Raw genomic sequence first — 15,127 nt, forward strand, 5'->3', positions numbered from 1 at the left:
ACCCGAGCGGATGCGTCGCGCGCGCGGACGTCGACGGATGCTGCGGGGTCGGCCCCACCGTTGATACGGTGCTGGCAGGCGACGGCGACCGAGGAGGCTCGATGTCAGCGGCGACAGACGGTGGAACGACGGCGGCGCAGCCGCGCGAGCAGTGGACCGGACAGGTCGGGTTCATCCTGGCCGCGATCGGCTCGGCGGTCGGCCTCGGCAACATCTGGCGGTTCCCGGGGGTCGCGTACGAGAACGGCGGCGGCGCCTTCCTGATCCCGTACCTCGTCGCGCTCATCACGGCGGGCATCCCGATCCTGTTCCTCGACTACGCGATCGGGCACCGGTTCCGCGGCGCTGCCCCCACCGCGTTCCGCCGGCTCGGCGGCGCGGGCAAGCGGTGGCTCGAGGGCCTCGGATGGTTCCAGGTCGCCATCTGCTTCGTCATCGCGCTGTACTACACGGTCGTGATCGCGTGGGCCGCGAGCTACTTCGTGTTCTCGTTCGACCTCCGCTGGGGCGACGACACGGCCGGATTCCTCGTCGGGGACTACCTGCAGGCGAGCGACCCGGGCTTCTCGCTGACGTTCGTGCCCGGCGTGCTCATTCCGCTCGTGCTGATCTGGGGGGTGACGATCGCGGTCCTCGCCGCCGGGGTCGCCCGGGGCGTGCAGCGGGTCAACGTGATCTTCCTGCCGCTGCTCGTCGTCGCGTTCGCGGCGCTCGTCGTGCGGGCCCTGTTCCTCGACGGCGCGGCCGAGGGGCTCAACGCGCTGTTCACGCCCGACTTCGCGGCGCTCGCCGACCCGAACGTGTGGATCGCCGCGTACAGCCAGATCTTCTTCTCCCTGTCGATCGCGTTCGGCATCATGATCACCTACGCCTCATACCGCAAGCGGCGCGCCAACCTGACCACGCCGGGCCTCGTGGTCGCGTTCGCGAACTCGTCGTTCGAGATCCTCGCCGGCATCGGCGTGTTCGCGACGCTCGGCTTCTTCGCCTTCCAGCAGGGGGTGGATGTCGCGGAGCTCGAGGGCCTCACCGGCGTCGGGCTGTCCTTCATCACCTTCCCCGCCATCGTCTCGCAGATGCCCGGCGGGCCGATCTTCGGCATCCTGTTCTTCGGCTCGCTGACGATGGCCGGGTTCACGTCGCTGCTGTCGGTCCTCCAGGTGGTGTCGGCCGGCTTCCAGGAGAAGTTCGGGCTGTCGCCGCGGCAGGCGGCGGTGCGGGTGGGACTCGTGTCGATGGTCCTCTCGGTGCTGCTGTTCTCGACCACGACCGGCCTGCTCGCGCTCGACACCGTCGACAACTGGGCCAACAACATCGGCATCGTCGCGTCGGCGGTGATCACGAGCATCTTCGTCTTCTGGGTGCTGCGGCGCGGGCCCGAGCTGCGGTTCCACCTCAACTCGGTGTCGACCTTCCGCGTCGGCGGCGTGTGGACGATCCTCGCCGGTGTGCTCGCCCCGGTCGTGCTCGGCTACATGCTCGTCTCCCGCATCATCACGCTCATCGTCGAGGGCTACGCCGGGTATCCCGACTGGTACCTGCTCGCGGTCGGATGGGGCGCGGTGCTCGCCATCATCGTCGGCGCCGTCGTGCTCACGGTGGTGCCGTGGCGGCAACGGCCCGACGCCTTCCGGCCGTGGCCTCCGCTGCCCGAGGGTGCGGCACGCCGTGATGCGTCCACCACCAGGGAGGGAGGCCGTCCATGACCGGCACCGCGATCTTCTTCCTGGTCCTCGCGATCGCGCTCGTCTGGGGCGGATTCCTCGTGAGCGTCCTGTATCTCAGTCGGAAGCCCGACCGCCATGAGTTCCCGCCCGGCGGCGAGGACGACCACCGCGAGGACGTCGCGCCGGTCGAGCGCGACACCTGAGCGGGGCGCCGTCAACCGGGCGACGAGCGGGTCGTCCTCGCGCCATACTGTGGGGATCCCGCACACGGCGGGGCGATCGACGAGGAGGAGCAGCGGTGACCGACTCCACCGATGCCGGCACTGAGGCCGACGAGAAACCCGGTCGGCTGCGCCGATTCCACGAGCGGTTCATGGTCGAGGAGCGCTACCTCTCGGCCGCCGCCAAGCGCAACCTCTACCTCACGGGCGCGGCGCTCATCGTGCTCGGCCTCGTCGGGTTCTTCATCGTGCTCGACTCGATCACCGAGTCCGACGACCTGTCGTACATCGATGCGCCCGTGGAGGCGTGGCTCGAGTCGGGGCGCGACGGCTGGCTGACGACGATGATGATCGTGCTCGCGATCGTGTTCGGCCCGATCGCGATGCCCATCATCATCCTCGTGACGACCGTGGCCTGGGGCCTCCTCGCCAAGCACGCGTGGCGGCCGATCCTGCTCGCCGGGGGGATGATCCTCGGCGTCATCATCGTGCAGCTGCTCGCGCCCATCATCGCCCGGGATCGTCCGCCGGCCGACGAGATGATGATCGGCTACGACCCGACGTCCTCCTTCCCGTCGGGCCATGTCATGGGCGTCGCCGACTTCCTCTTCATCGGCACGTACCTCGTCTTCTCGCGCCATCGCCGCCCGGTCATCACGACCCTCGCCTTCGCCGCCGCGGCGTTCATCGTGCTGCTCACGGCCGCGTGCCGGATCTACCTCGGCTACCACTGGGCGACCGACGCGGTCGGCTCGATCTTCCTCTCGCTCTCGGTACTCGGACTCGTCATCATCGTCGACACGTGGCGGACGGTGCGCGTCGGCTCGGCCGACCAGGTCGAGGAGTCCGACCGCCGGGCGGAGGCATGGGGGCGCGATGAGCGACGACGCAGATGAGGTGAGCGGGGTGCCGGCGGCATCCGGAGACGAGGCGAAGGCCGCCGACCAGGGCTCGCCCGCCGAACCGCACGCGCACCATGCGCCGGCGCCCGTCCGCATCAGCCGGCGCCCCTGGATCGCGGCGGGGGTCTTCGCGATCATCGCTGTGGCAGCGGTCGGCATCGTGATCGTGATCGACCGGGCCCGCGAGTCGTTCGGGTTCGAGTCGGCGATCATGTCGGCCCTCGTCGCCGGCAGGGTCCCATGGCTCACCGCGCCGGCGCTCGCGCTCGACTGGATCGGCAGCGGCGCCGTCTCCGGCGTGGTCGTGCCGGCGGTGGTCGTGGTCGCGCTGCTGCTCTGGCGCCGTCCGTGGGGAGCGACGTTCTTCGTCGTGGCCGTCGTCGCGAGCGGCGCGGTCACGCAGGTCGTCAAGGTGCTGGTGGGGCGGGTGCGACCCGAGGACATCCTGGTCCATCCCGACTTCGGCTCGTTCCCCTCGGGCCACAGCTCCAACGCGGCCGTCATCGCGACCGCCCTGGGCCTGATCTTCATGCGCACCTGGGTGTGGGTCGCGGGCGCCGCGTACACGGTGCTCATGATGCTGAGCCGCATGTACCTCGGCGCGCACTGGGTGTCCGACACGGTCGCCGGCATGCTGATCGGCGCCGGCGTGGCACTGATCGTGTGGGCGCCGTTCGCGTACCGGCTCTATCGCGAGAACCGGCTGCGGCACCCGCCGATCTGGCGGCGTGCCGACGCCGCGGCGAGCGCCGGCGCCGGCGGTCCGTCTCCCGCCTCCTGACGTCGTCGCCGCCATCCGCCATGATGGAGCCCTGGGGGCCGAGATGAGCGCGACGACGGGCGGGCGGATGCGGCGGCTGCTGCCGGGCGTCGACACCGCGCTGCACTACCGCCGCGAGTGGCTCGTGTCCGACCTGCGCGCCGGCCTCGTGGTCACCGCGCTCCTCATCCCGGCCGGGATGGGCTACGCGCAGGTCGCGGGGCTGCCGCCCGAGACGGGCCTCTACGCCACCATCGTGCCGCTCATCGTGTACGCGCTCGTCGGGCCGAGCCGCATCCTGGTGCTGGGGCCCGACTCGGCGCTCGCTCCGATCATCGCCGCCGCGATCCTGCCGCTGGCGATGGGCGACGACGAGCGGGCGGTCGCGCTCGCCGGCCTGCTCGCCATCATGGTCGGCGCGATCCTCCTGCTCGGCGGCATCCTCCGCCTGGGCTTCGTCACCGACCTGCTGTCCAAGCCGATCCGCATCGGCTACCTCAACGCGGTCGCACTGATCGTGATCATCTCGCAGGTGCCGACCCTGCTCGGCTTCTCGACCGACGCCGACACGCCGTTCACCGAGGTCGCTGCGATCTGGGAGGGCATCGCGGCCGGCGAGGTGCAGCCGGTCGCGCTGGCGTTCGGGCTCGGCTCGCTCGCGGTCATCATCGTGCTCACCGTCGTGAAGTCGCGCGTGCCTGGCGTGCTGGTCGCGGTCGTCGCGGCCATGGTCCTCACCGCGGTGCTGGGTCTCTCGGACGCCCTGCCGGTGGTCGGCGCGCTGCCGCAAGGCCTGCCGGCGCCCGCGCTCGGCGGGCTCGAGCTGTCGGATGTCGCGGCACTCGCGCTGCCGGCGGCCGGCATCGCGCTCGTCGCGTTCACCGATTCCGCGGTGCTGTCCCGCACGCTCGCGGCGCGCCGAGGCGAGACCGTCAGCGGCAGCCGCGAGATGGCGGCGATCGGCACGGCGAACCTCGCCGGCGGCCTGCTCGGCGGCTTCCCCATCTCGGCGTCGTCGTCGCGCACGCCGGTCGCCGAGCAGGCCGGATCGAAGTCGCAGCTGACGGGCGTGGTCGGCGCGGTCCTGATCATGCTCTTCATGCTGCTCACTCCTTGGCTGACCGATTTCCTCCCGTCGGCGACGCTCGCCGCGGTCGTCATCATGGCGGCGTCGCGGCTCATCGATGTGCGCGGCTTCATCCGGCTGGTCCGGATGGATCGCGTCGACGCCCTGCTGTCGGCGGCCGCGTTCGTCGGGGTCTTCGCCTTCGGGGTGCTGGGCGGTATCACGGTCACGATCGGCCTGTCGCTGCTCGCATTCGTGATCCAGGCGTGGCAGCCGTACCGGGCCGAGCTCGGCCGTGTCACGGGACTGCGGGGTTATCACGACCTCTCCCGGAACCCCGAGGGCGAGCGCATCCCGGGGGTCGTGATCCTGCGTTTCGACGCGCCGCTGTTCTTCGCGAACGGGGGCATCTTCGAGGACTTCGTGCGGTCGCGCGTGGAGGCGGCCGGGCCGGGCATCCACACGGTCATCCTCGCGGCCGAGCCGATCACCGACATCGACACGACGGCCGTCGACGAGCTCGTCGACGTCGACGACTGGCTGGCCAAGCGCGGCATCCGCCTCGTGATCGCCGAGATGAAGGACCCGGTCATCGACGTGCTGCGCGACTACGGGCTGGCCGACCGGTTCACGCCCGACCGATTCGCGCCGACCGTCGGCGCCGCGGTCGACGACGTGACGGGCACGCTGCGCGGCGACCTCGAGGGCACGAAGTGGGAGCGCGAGGGCGAGGGCGACGACGGCGGCCCCGGTGGAAGCGGGGGGAAGCGGGCGCGCTGACCGCGCCGGTCGTGCGGGCCCTTCGGCCCACAGCGAGCGACACGCTCGCGCGTAGCGTCGGCCCAGGAGGTGCGCCATGAGCGACAGGGGTTCGAGCGCGGGCTGGGCCGGCGGAGGGTTCGTCTACTTCCTCGGCATCATCGGATCGTGGGTATGGTTCTGGGGGCAGGCCGAGGGCTTCTGGGAGTACGTGGGCGCGTTCTTCCAGGGATTCGTGTGGCCGGGCTTCATGGTCTACGAGCTGTTCGCCGGATTGAGTCGGCTCGGATAGGCGCGCCCCTGGCGCCGGTACGGGACCAAAGACCGTCGACCGCGACCGCGGGGGAGTAGCGTGTGGCCAGGCCGGAGGACGGTGTCGAAAAGGGGGCGGGCTGTGGACCTGTGGGGTTGGATCTGGTTCTTCTTCTGGATGTTCGCCTACGTGGCGTACATCCTCGTGCTGGTCTACATCGTCATCGACATCTTCCGGGACCATCAGCTGAACGGATGGCTCAAGGCGCTGTGGCTGCTCCTCCTGCTGTTCCTGCCATGGATCACCGGACTGGTCTACCTGATCGTGCGTGGCAAGGGCATGGCCGAGCGGTCGGCGCGCAAGCAGGTCGAGTACCAGGAGTACAGCCAGGAGGAGTACCGGAAGATCTCGTTCGCGAACCCCGCGGAGGAGATCACGAAGGCACAGGCCCTGCGCGACCAAGGCGTGATCACCGACGGCGAGTTCGAGGCGATCAAGGCGAAGGCGCTCGGCTCCAAGTTCTGACCGGGGGCGGGGGGGGGGGGGGGGGGGGGGGGGGGGGGGGGGGTGGGCGCAGGGGGGGGGGGGGGGGGGGGGGGGGGGGGGGGCGCGGGGCTCCCCCCCCCCCCCGCCGCTGTGGACGGGACTGCCATCCCCTGTTCGGGTGGCCTACACTCGGGCGGGTGACCGAGCCGGAGGGCGCACTCGCGCGGGCCTCGCTCCCCGCGGAGCGCGTGGCTCGCGTCCGCCCGAGCGCGATCGGCGCCGACGGGTTCGAGACCGTGCTACTGGCCGCCCAGGCCGGAGCGCGCTGGGCTTCGACCGCCCTGTGGAACGAGTACGCGCCGGCGGTCGCGGCGTTCCTCCGCGCACGCGGATCACGCGAGCCCGACGACCTCACGAGCGAGGTGTTCCTCGCCGTGTTCGACCGCCTGGGGGCGTTCTCCGGCGGTGAGCCGGAGTTCCGGGCGTTCGTGTTCACGATCGCGTACCGACGGCTGACCGACGAGCTGCGCCGGCGCTCCCGGCGGGGCGAGCACGAGGAGTGGCAGCAGGAGCTCGACGAGCGCCGGACGCCCAGCGCCGAGCACGAGGCGCTCTCGCGGTTGGCGGATGAATCGACGCGCGCGCTGCTCGAGGGGCTCTCGCCCGACCAGCGCGACGTCATGGTGCTGCGGATCCTCGGCGACCTGACGATCGAGCAGGTCGCGGCCGTGCTCGGCAAGCGCACCGGGGCCGTGAAGGCCTTGCAGCGCCGCGCGCTCGAGACGTTGCGGAGGAGATTGTCTCCGGGCCGTACCCCTGGAGGGGGCGCGGGCGATGGCAGGGAGTGAGATGAGGAATCACCGGATCACCGACGACGAGGCCGCGGCCGTGCTCCGCGGGCGTACCCCCCACGCCCGCGACGAGCTCTCCCCCCTTGCCGTGGCCGTCGCCGAGTTCCGGGCGTCCTCACTCGGGGTGCCACCGCGGCCGAGCGCCGCGGTGGCATCCCGCCTCGATCTCGACCGCGTGTCGACCGTCGGGGCCTTCCCCCGAGAGAACCCCGACATGGCGATGCCGGCCCTCACGGCGTCGTCGGCAAGGAGAAGCAGATTGGCACTCGAGTGGTTCGCAGGCCTGGGCCTCGCAGCGAAGATCGCCGTCGGAGCGACGGCGGCCGCGGTGGCCGGCGTGACCGGAGCCGGTGCGGCCGGTGCGGCGGGCGTACTGCCCGCGCCCGCGCAGGCGGTCTTCGAGCAGGTGACGGGCGTTGAGCACGTGAGCGAGACGGGCGTCGAGCACGCCGAGGTCGGTTCCGAGCGGGCGGAGGAGGCAGGCCGGGGCGAGCAGCACGCCGGCACCGGGCTCGAGACGGCCGAGGAGCACGCCGGGAACGGCATCGAGGTCGCCGAGGAGCACGCCGACGAGCACGCCGAGGGCGGGCTCGAGATCGCCGGCGAGAACGCGGGCGCAGGTGTCGGGACCGGCGAGGGCGCCGGTGCAGGTGCTCCCGAGGGCGCGGGCGACGGCTCCCGTGTTCCGGAGGGTGCGGGCGACGCCGCCGACGAGGCCGGCTCGGTCGCCGACGAGAAGGCCGGGAACGGCGCGGCCGGCGACTGACGCCGAGATCGCGCGGGGCCCTCGTCGAACACGGCGGGGGTCCCTTTTCGTGTGCGGGACCGGGTGGCGTAGCCTCGGACCCACGGGGGTGGAGCGATGACGACAGGTGCGGCGGCGTGAGCGTCGGCCAGGCCGAGACGCGGCACACCGCGCGCTATCGCGAGATCGCCGCGGTGCTGCGGCGGCACAGCTTCGGCTTCCTCGCCGGGCTCATGGGGGCGGGGCGCCTCAAGCCGTTCCGGCGCAACGGATCCCAGCCGGCGAACGCCGAGGCGTCGCCCGAGCACGTCCGCCGGGCGCTGGAGGAGCTGGGCCCGACCTTCATCAAGTTCGGGCAGCTGCTCTCGACGCGTTCCGACCTCGTACCCCCGGCATTGGCGAACGAGCTGGCCAAGCTGCAGGACTCGGCGCCGCCCGTGCCGACCGAGCAGATCCGCGCGGTGATCCGCCGCGAGCTCGGCGGCGAGCCCGAGGAGCTGTTCGCGACGTTCGACGACGTTCCGATGGCATCCGCGTCGATCGGGCAGGCCCACACGGCGACGCTGCGCGACGGCACTCCGGTCGTCGTGAAGGTCCGTCGCCCCGGCGCGGTGGCCCAGGTGCAGGAGGATCTCGAGATCCTCCGGAACATCGCGCTGCGCGCCAGCCGCACGTGGAGCCTCGCGCGCGACTACGACGCTCCGGGCATCGCCGATGAGTTCGCCCAGACGCTCCGCGCGGAGCTCGACTACCTGCAGGAGGGGGCCAACGCCGAGCGCTTCGCCGAGGACTTCGCGGACGACCCCGATGTCGTCATCCCGCGGGTGTTCTGGGACTACACGACCTCGCGAGTGCTGACCCTCGAGCGGATGTGGGGCCGGAACGTGAGCGACTCCGCGGGGCTCGACCGGGCCGGCGTCGACCGCAAGCGCGTCGCGCGCAAGGGCGCCGAGATCGTGCTGAAGATGACGTTCGAGGACCGCTTCTTCCATGCCGACCTGCACCCGGGCAACCTCTTCATCCATGACGACGGCACGATCGCGCTCATCGACTTCGGAATGGTGGGCGAGATCGGGGAAGAGCTCCGGGGTCACCTCAGTGCGCTGTTCATAGCGCTCGTGCGGGGTGAGGCCGACCTCCTCGGCGCATCCCTCGTGAACATGTCGCCGGGCTCGACGGGCGTCGACCGCGAGGTGCTGCGCGACGACCTCGCGATCTTCCTCTCCCGGTACCGCCTGCACTCGCTCCGCGAGACGCCGTTCGCACGGATGATCGCGGAGCTCTTCGCGATCCTCCGTCATCACCGGCTCCGGCTGCCGCGCGAGATGGCGCTGCTGTTCAAGGCGCTGCTGCTCATCGAGGGGCTGGCGCTCCGGCTCGATCCCGAGTTCCGTCTCGGCGAGTCGCTCGAACCGTACGCGGAGCGGCTGGCTCGCGAGCGGTTCAGCGCGGGCGTGCTCGCCCGGCGCATCGCGCGCGCCTCAGCCGATCTCGGCGAGCTCGCGCTCGAGATGCCGGGCGCGTTGCGACGGCTCCTCGGGCACGCCGACGGGGCCGGGATGCAGGTGCATCTTCGCGCCGCCGAGCTCGAGCCGCTGATGGGCCGGGCCGAGCGCATCGGCAATCGGCTGGTCGCCGGCATGATCAGCGCTGCGCTCATCTCGGGCGTCGGCGGCCTCGTCGCCAGCGAGCGTCGGTACCGGTCGTGGGAGGGCGTCATGCTCGGCACCGGGCTCGGGATGCTCGGTTCGCTCGGCGCCTACCTCGCCTGGACGGCGCGCCGAGGCGGCCGGCGGCGTCCGCGCTGACGATACCCTGGGGCTATTTTGACAATACCCCAGGGGTATCCGTACGATGGGCTCATGACTTCCCAGCGGTACCTCATCATCGGCGGCGTCGCGGGCGGCATGTCCGCCGCGACCCGTCTCCGACGGCTCGACGAGCACGCGCAGATCACCGTCCTCGAGCGCGGCGGCCACGTGTCGTTCGCGAACTGCGGGCTCCCGTACTACCTCGGCGGCGTCATCGAGGAGCGGTCGAGCCTGCTCCTGCAGACGCCGGCCTCGCTCGGCAGCCGCTTCGGCCTCGACGTGCGCGTCCGCACCGAGGCCGTCTCGATCGACCGCGACGCGCAGACCGTGCGCGCACGCGACCTCGCCACCGGCGAGGAGACCACGCTGCACTACGACGCGCTCGTGCTCTCGCCGGGCGCGACACCCGTCCGCCCGCCCATCGCGGGCGGTGAGCGCCTGCTCACGCTGCGAGACATCGACGACGTCGACGCCGCCATGGCGGCCCTCGACGTCGCACCGCGCAGCGCGCTCGTGATCGGCGCGGGTTTCATCGGCCTCGAGATGGTGGAGAACCTCGCCCACCGCGGCCTCGACGTCACGCTCGTCGAGCTCGGCGACCAGGTGCTGCCGCCGCTCGACCCCGAGATGGCGTCGCCCGTCGCCGACCGGCTCCGCGAGGCCGGCGTCGACGTGCGCCTCGGCACGCAGGTGACCGCGCTCGGGGCCGACACCGCAACGCTCAGCGACGGCACCACCGTGCCCGCCGAGTTCGTGCTCGGCTCCATCGGCGTGCGGCCCGACACGAGCCTCGCGCAGGGCGCCGGCCTCGAGCTCGGCCCGCGCGGCGGCATCCGGGTCGACGAGGCGCTGCGCACCAGCGACCCGCACATCTGGGCCATCGGCGACGCCGTCGAGAAGGTCGACGCGATCACGGGCGAGCCCCGGCTCGTGGCGCTCGCGGGCCTCGCCAATCGCCACGGCCGGCTCGCGGCCGACGCGATCACCGGGCGGCCCGTCCGCGTGCGCGAGGCGCTCGGCACCGCGGTCGTCGGCGTCATGGGCCTCACCGTCGCGGCCACCGGATGGAACGAGAAGCTGCTGCGGTCGCGCGACCGCGACATCCGTGTCATCCACACCCACCCGGCCTCGCACACCGGGTACTACCCGGGTGCCGAGCAGATGGCGCTCAAGCTCATCGTCGACGGGGCGACCGACGTCATCCTCGGAGCCCAGGGGGTCGGCGGCGACGGCGTCGACAAGCGCATCGACGTGATCGCGACCGCGATGGCCGGCGGCATCACCGCGTCCGAGCTCGCCGACCTCGAGCTGGCGTACGCGCCGCAGTACTCGTCGGCCAAGGACCCGGTGAACATGCTCGGCTACGTGGCGCTCAACGCGTTCGAGGGGCTCACGCCGTCGATCCAGTGGCACGAGCTCGACGCCGCGGTCGATGCCGGCGCGACCGTCGTCGACGTGCGCACGGCCGAGGAGGTCGCCGACGGCGCGATCCCGGGTTCGCTCCGCATCCCGCTCGACGAGCTGCGCACGCGCGCCGACGAGCTGCCGTCGGGCCGCCTCGTCGTCCACTGCAAGGTCGGCCAGCGCGGGCACACCGCGGTGCGCCTGCTCGCCCAGCTGGGCCGCGATGCCGTCAACCTCGACGGCGGCTATCTGACCTGGAAGGCCGGCACGGCCTCGCGCGCGGCCGTCGAGGCCGACGCGATCGCGGCCTGACGCGCCATCCGCCCCACCCGGAGCCCCGTCAGAGACCCTCGGCGACCGCGGCGGCGGCCCGGAGCCATGCGTCGCGCGTCTCCGGCGCGAGCGAATCGAATCGAAGGGCGCCGGCGTGCAGTGCCCGGTCGAATGGGACGGTGATGACCGCCCGCACCATCGGCGCGAACCCCTGCGCGACGCGCTTGACGTCGGCCGCCGACGCCTCCTGTTCGGCGCGCAGCACGATGACGACGGCGTTCCGGGCCAGCGCGGCCGACGCCGGATCCCGGTCGTGGAGCGCCTCGAGGAGCAGCGCACCCGACTCGGCCGACTCGCCCTGAGCCGTCGTGGCGACGACGAGCTGGTCGGTGACGTCGATCATGCGCAGCCATCGAGGCGCGGATTCGTCGTTGCCCGAGTCGAAGAGCACCATCCGGAAGTACTTCGTCGCCACCTCGTGCAGTGCGTCGAACTGCTCGCGCGTGAGCCGCTGATTCGTCGCGAGCAGCGCCGGGTTCGAGCGCAGCACGTCGTACTTGTCGGTCGTCTGGTGGTGCACGAACCGGGCGATCTCGGCGATCTGCGCCCGTTGCGCGAGCAGCGCACCGGTCTGCGGGATCAGGTCCTGCACCGTCGCGTCGTGGGCGCTCTTCTCGGTACGCCAGCCGAGGGTGCCGCGGGTGTCGTTGTTGTCCCACGCCAGCACGCCGGTGCCGCCGTTGCGCGCGAAGACCGCCGCGAGCATGGCGGTGGTGACGGTCTTCCCGACTCCGCCCTTGCCGTTGACGACCGAGATGGTGCGCGCGCGCGGCCACTGCGTGCTGACCTGCTCGATGCGACGCCGGCGATCCGCCTCCGTTGCCGAGGGGCGCACGCGCAGGCCCGTCGCGCGGACCACGGCGCCGCGCAGCCCCTCGGTCGCGGGCAGCGCGATGCGCTCCTCGGCGATGAAGGAGGGTCGTGGCGCCGGTCGCTCGATCGGCTCCGGCGGCGGCTCGGCCGGCCGCTCGCGGGGTGCGCGCTCCGGTGCCACCGCGATCCGGGGCGGTTCCGTCGGGCGGGGTGCGCCGTCGGGCTGGACTGGTGCGGGCGTCCGGTCGGACGATACCGGGCTGAAGGTGCTCATCGTTGCGGTCCTTTCCACATGATCGGTCGATCGGCTCGAACTCGGGGTCGTTCTGCGGATGGTGCGGGCCAGCCATCCCCAGAGCATGCGGGCCATCCTCGCCAGCACGATGGCCAGGCCGGCGAGCGGCAGCAGCAGCAGGATGATCGAGAGGACGGCGAGGACGACGTCGACCGGCTGACCGTCGCCCCACGCGGCGACCGCGTTCTGCGCATGCGTGGTCGCCGCCTGCGCGGCGAAGGCGAGGATGCCGGGGAGCATCCACAGCGTCCACAGCAGGACGGCGACGAGCAGGGGGATCACGATCAGCACCCAGGCGGTGACGATCCGCCGGGCTGCGGGCCGCAGTTCGGCGACCTTGGGGTCGGGCGCGCGTCCGGGCAGCAGGCTCCGGAAGACGGGTCGCACGCGTGCGAAGAGATCGGGCACGCCGGCGAGGTCGGCGAGGATGAAGTACCCGTCGAGGCGGATCGTCGGCGGAAGCTGCTGCAGCATCTGCAACTGCATGAGGATCACGATGAGCAGGAGCAGCCCGTTCCCGCTGAGAAGGTAGCCCGTGCCCGCGGCGATCACGCAGAGCACGTTGAAGTACAGGCCTCCGAGATCGGTGCGGAGGCGCCCGGCCCGGCCGAGCCGGTAGCTGTCGGTCACGTCCGTGAAGAAGGCCGGGAAGACGAGGTACAGGCCGAAGCCGATCACGCCGGGACGGGCGCCTCCGTAACGGCAGGCCGCGGCATGGCCGAGCTCGTGGACCAGCGCGCCCAGCGTGAGCAGCCCGAACAGGGCGAGCAGCAGCGTCGGCGTGAGCAGGACCTGCTCGAGGGCGGCCAGGCCGTCACCGGTCACCAGCACGGCCACGTCGACGGCCACGAACGCCGTTAGGGCCACGATGACGACCGACGGATGGTACAGCGGCGCCAGCAGGGCCGAGATGCGCCGAACCGCCCCCGCCGGCAGTATCGTGCCGCGCAGCCGCAGCGCGAGCAGGGGATCGGCCGTGGGGGGCGCGGTCGTGCTCGACCCTCTCGAGCCGTCCTCGATGAGTCCGAGCGGGGCGAGCTTCGTGTCGATGAGGTGCGTGAGCCCGTCGGCGGTGAGCTCCCGCCCGTACTGGTCGCTGACCGCTCGTGCGAGCTCCGCCGTGGGCTTGCCGGCGTCGGTGGCCGCGAGGACCAGGATCAGCGTGAGCAGTTCGGAGAGCTGGATGACCTGTCCGTCCGCGCGCCGGACGAGGCTCGTGGGATGGTTCAGGCCCGACCCGCTCACCGGTCCGAGCACCGTGACGCCCGGCGAGCGACGCCACGTGCTGCCGGGCGCCGGTGCGGCCTGCATCGTCATGACGCACCTCCGGACCGGATCGGACCCCGCGAGGCGGATGGACGCCGAGGCGCGCGCCCCGCGGGGTGCCGAGGAATCAGTACTGGACGGACACGAGTTCCTGCCACGCGCCGGCGTTGGCCACGGACCCGATCGTCGCCGCGTTCACCGCGATGGCGATGTTGACCCCGATGACCGGGGCGACGTTGATGTCGAAGTCGAAGTGGAGCGTCTCCCGCCTCGGGAGCAGTTCCGCGGTCTCGGCATCCAGTGATTCGAGGGTCATGACGCGGTCATCCATGTCGGTCTCCTTCCTGCCGGCCCGGGCCTGCCGGAGCAGGCACCGGGCCGATCCCTGTGAGGACTACTGCGATACGACGATGGTCTGCACGGCGGCGCTGTACGCTGCTGACGCGACCGTCGCGGCGTTCAGCGCGACCGACGAGTTCGTCGCGTAGATGGCCGACCAGTTGTCCCAGAACAGCGTCTCCCTGGCGGGAAGCAGCTCGACGGACTGGGCGTCCAGCTCGGTGATGGTCAGGTGCTGCATGTTCCACTCACCCCTTCACTCCGTGGGCGATCCCCGACGGATCGTCCTCAGGCACCATGAAAGGGACCTCGCGTTATCGCCGCGTTATCGGGGTCACCCGGCGACCTGGACGTCGATCGAGCGCTGCGCGGTCGTTCCGCCGAGGTCCGACACGATGACCTCCTCGAGCTGCCGCGCCGTCTCGTCGGCGAGACCGCGCACCGTCGACTCGTCGCGCAGGCTCGACGATGTGGCGGAGCCGGCGAGGCGTTCGGCGAGCTGCTGCTCGAGCTGCGCGATCAGGTCCCTCGACCCGCTCGTCAGCTCGCGCTTCGGACCGCCGGCCAGGACGAACTGGATCGCGGTGGCCGAGGTCGCGCACGCCTCGCATGCCACGTTGAGGGCGAGCGCACGATTGTTCACGGTCAGTCCGGCCGGGTCGCGGACGATGAGGAGTTGCACCGACACGGCGGAGGTCGAGCAGTCGACGCAGCTCGCCCAGGCGGCGGCGCTGTTGTCGGCCGCGGCGGCGGATCTCGCCGCGTCGTAGTGGATGACCTGGAAGGTGGTCGACGTCGCCGCGCATCCGTCGCAGTCGCTCGTGGCGATCGCCGAGGCCACGCCCTTGGCGTCGGTCCTGCCCGCGTGCACGCTCGACATCGCATGGTCCGCCGCCACCGGGTTCGCCGGGCTCGGGATCGCGGACGCGATCGTGTCGAGCCTCGACGAGCTCCGGTCGCCCCCGCCGGTCGACGGGTTCGCGGCCCGCTCCACCGGCGATGCATGGGATGCGCCGGCCAGCAGCATGCCCGCGATCGCGGCGGCGGCGCTGATGGAGGCGATGCGGATGTTCACTCGCATGGAACGGCTCCGTTCTCCGGGTGGTGCTCTCGATCTCGTGGTCTCACTGGGGTCGGTCGCGCGTCGCTCCGGTCT

At 71.8% G+C, this 15,127-nt stretch carries 15 protein-coding genes; 11 read left to right on the plus strand and 4 right to left on the minus strand.

Annotation, left to right across the window (positions count from 1 at the left end):
- The first annotated feature begins 101 nt into the window (after nt 1-101).
- The 11 genes from ACZ4TW_RS02415 to ACZ4TW_RS02465 all read left to right on the plus strand — a co-directional run bounded on the left by ACZ4TW_RS02415 (nt 102) and on the right by ACZ4TW_RS02465 (nt 11,237).
- Complete coding sequence (locus ACZ4TW_RS02415) at nt 102-1,706, plus strand: sodium-dependent transporter (protein ID WP_465539771.1); 1,605 nt, start codon at nt 102-104, stop codon at nt 1,704-1,706.
- Nucleotides 1,703-1,870: a methionine/alanine import family NSS transporter small subunit gene (locus tag ACZ4TW_RS02420; protein WP_465539772.1), complete on the plus strand. Its 168-nt coding sequence runs from the start codon at nt 1,703-1,705 to the stop codon at nt 1,868-1,870. Before ACZ4TW_RS02415 ends, ACZ4TW_RS02420 begins: the two co-directional genes overlap by 4 nt.
- Before the next feature lie 95 nt (nt 1,871-1,965).
- Nucleotides 1,966-2,784: a phosphatase PAP2 family protein gene (locus tag ACZ4TW_RS02425; protein ID WP_465539773.1), complete on the plus strand. Its 819-nt coding sequence runs from the start codon at nt 1,966-1,968 to the stop codon at nt 2,782-2,784.
- Entirely contained in the window at nt 2,765-3,571 is an 807-nt protein-coding gene (locus ACZ4TW_RS02430; protein WP_465539774.1) for a phosphatase PAP2 family protein, read from the plus strand. Before ACZ4TW_RS02425 ends, ACZ4TW_RS02430 begins: the two co-directional genes overlap by 20 nt.
- Before the next feature lie 43 nt (nt 3,572-3,614).
- Nucleotides 3,615-5,396 carry a SulP family inorganic anion transporter gene (locus tag ACZ4TW_RS02435; protein WP_465539776.1) on the plus strand — a complete coding sequence of 594 codons (1,782 nt, stop codon included), beginning with the start codon at nt 3,615-3,617 and terminating at the stop codon, nt 5,394-5,396.
- Between the two features lie 76 nt (nt 5,397-5,472).
- Nucleotides 5,473-5,667, plus strand: a complete 195-nt coding sequence (locus tag ACZ4TW_RS02440) for a hypothetical protein (protein WP_465539778.1) — start codon at nt 5,473-5,475, stop codon at nt 5,665-5,667.
- A gap of 102 nt (nt 5,668-5,769) precedes the next feature.
- Entirely contained in the window at nt 5,770-6,153 is a 384-nt protein-coding gene (locus ACZ4TW_RS02445; RefSeq protein ID WP_465539780.1) for an SHOCT domain-containing protein, read from the plus strand.
- Between the two features lie 158 nt (nt 6,154-6,311).
- Nucleotides 6,312-6,962 (plus strand): RNA polymerase sigma factor, encoded by a 651-nt coding sequence (locus ACZ4TW_RS02450; protein ID WP_465539782.1) that lies wholly within the window; start codon nt 6,312-6,314, stop codon nt 6,960-6,962.
- Between the two features lies 1 nt (nt 6,963).
- Complete coding sequence (locus ACZ4TW_RS02455; RefSeq protein WP_465539784.1) at nt 6,964-7,731, plus strand: hypothetical protein; 768 nt, start codon at nt 6,964-6,966, stop codon at nt 7,729-7,731.
- A 116-nt stretch (nt 7,732-7,847) separates the two neighbouring features.
- Complete coding sequence (locus tag ACZ4TW_RS02460) at nt 7,848-9,518, plus strand: ABC1 kinase family protein (protein ID WP_465539786.1); 1,671 nt, start codon at nt 7,848-7,850, stop codon at nt 9,516-9,518.
- Between the two features lie 54 nt (nt 9,519-9,572).
- Nucleotides 9,573-11,237: an FAD-dependent oxidoreductase gene (locus ACZ4TW_RS02465; protein WP_465539788.1), complete on the plus strand. Its 1,665-nt coding sequence runs from the start codon at nt 9,573-9,575 to the stop codon at nt 11,235-11,237.
- 28 nt (nt 11,238-11,265) lie between these two features.
- Here ACZ4TW_RS02465 and ACZ4TW_RS02470 read toward each other — a convergent pair whose 3' ends face one another.
- From ACZ4TW_RS02470 to ACZ4TW_RS02485, 4 genes are all read right to left on the minus strand, one after another.
- The gene (locus tag ACZ4TW_RS02470) at nt 11,266-13,683 is read right to left on the minus strand and encodes an AAA family ATPase (protein WP_465539790.1); all 2,418 of its coding nucleotides are present in this window, start codon (nt 13,681-13,683) and stop codon (nt 11,266-11,268) included.
- Between the two features lie 76 nt (nt 13,684-13,759).
- Nucleotides 13,760-13,963, minus strand: coding sequence for a hypothetical protein (locus ACZ4TW_RS02475; RefSeq protein WP_465539792.1), 204 nt, complete (start codon nt 13,961-13,963; stop codon nt 13,760-13,762).
- Nucleotides 13,964-14,026: 63 nt separating this feature from the next.
- The gene (locus tag ACZ4TW_RS02480) at nt 14,027-14,212 is read right to left on the minus strand and encodes a hypothetical protein (RefSeq protein ID WP_465539794.1); all 186 of its coding nucleotides are present in this window, start codon (nt 14,210-14,212) and stop codon (nt 14,027-14,029) included.
- Between the two features lie 93 nt (nt 14,213-14,305).
- Entirely contained in the window at nt 14,306-15,052 is a 747-nt protein-coding gene (locus tag ACZ4TW_RS02485; RefSeq protein WP_465539796.1) for a hypothetical protein, read from the minus strand.
- Between the last annotated feature and the right edge of the window lie 75 nt (nt 15,053-15,127).

This window comes from Agromyces sp. NPDC029043 (genome assembly GCF_055564615.1).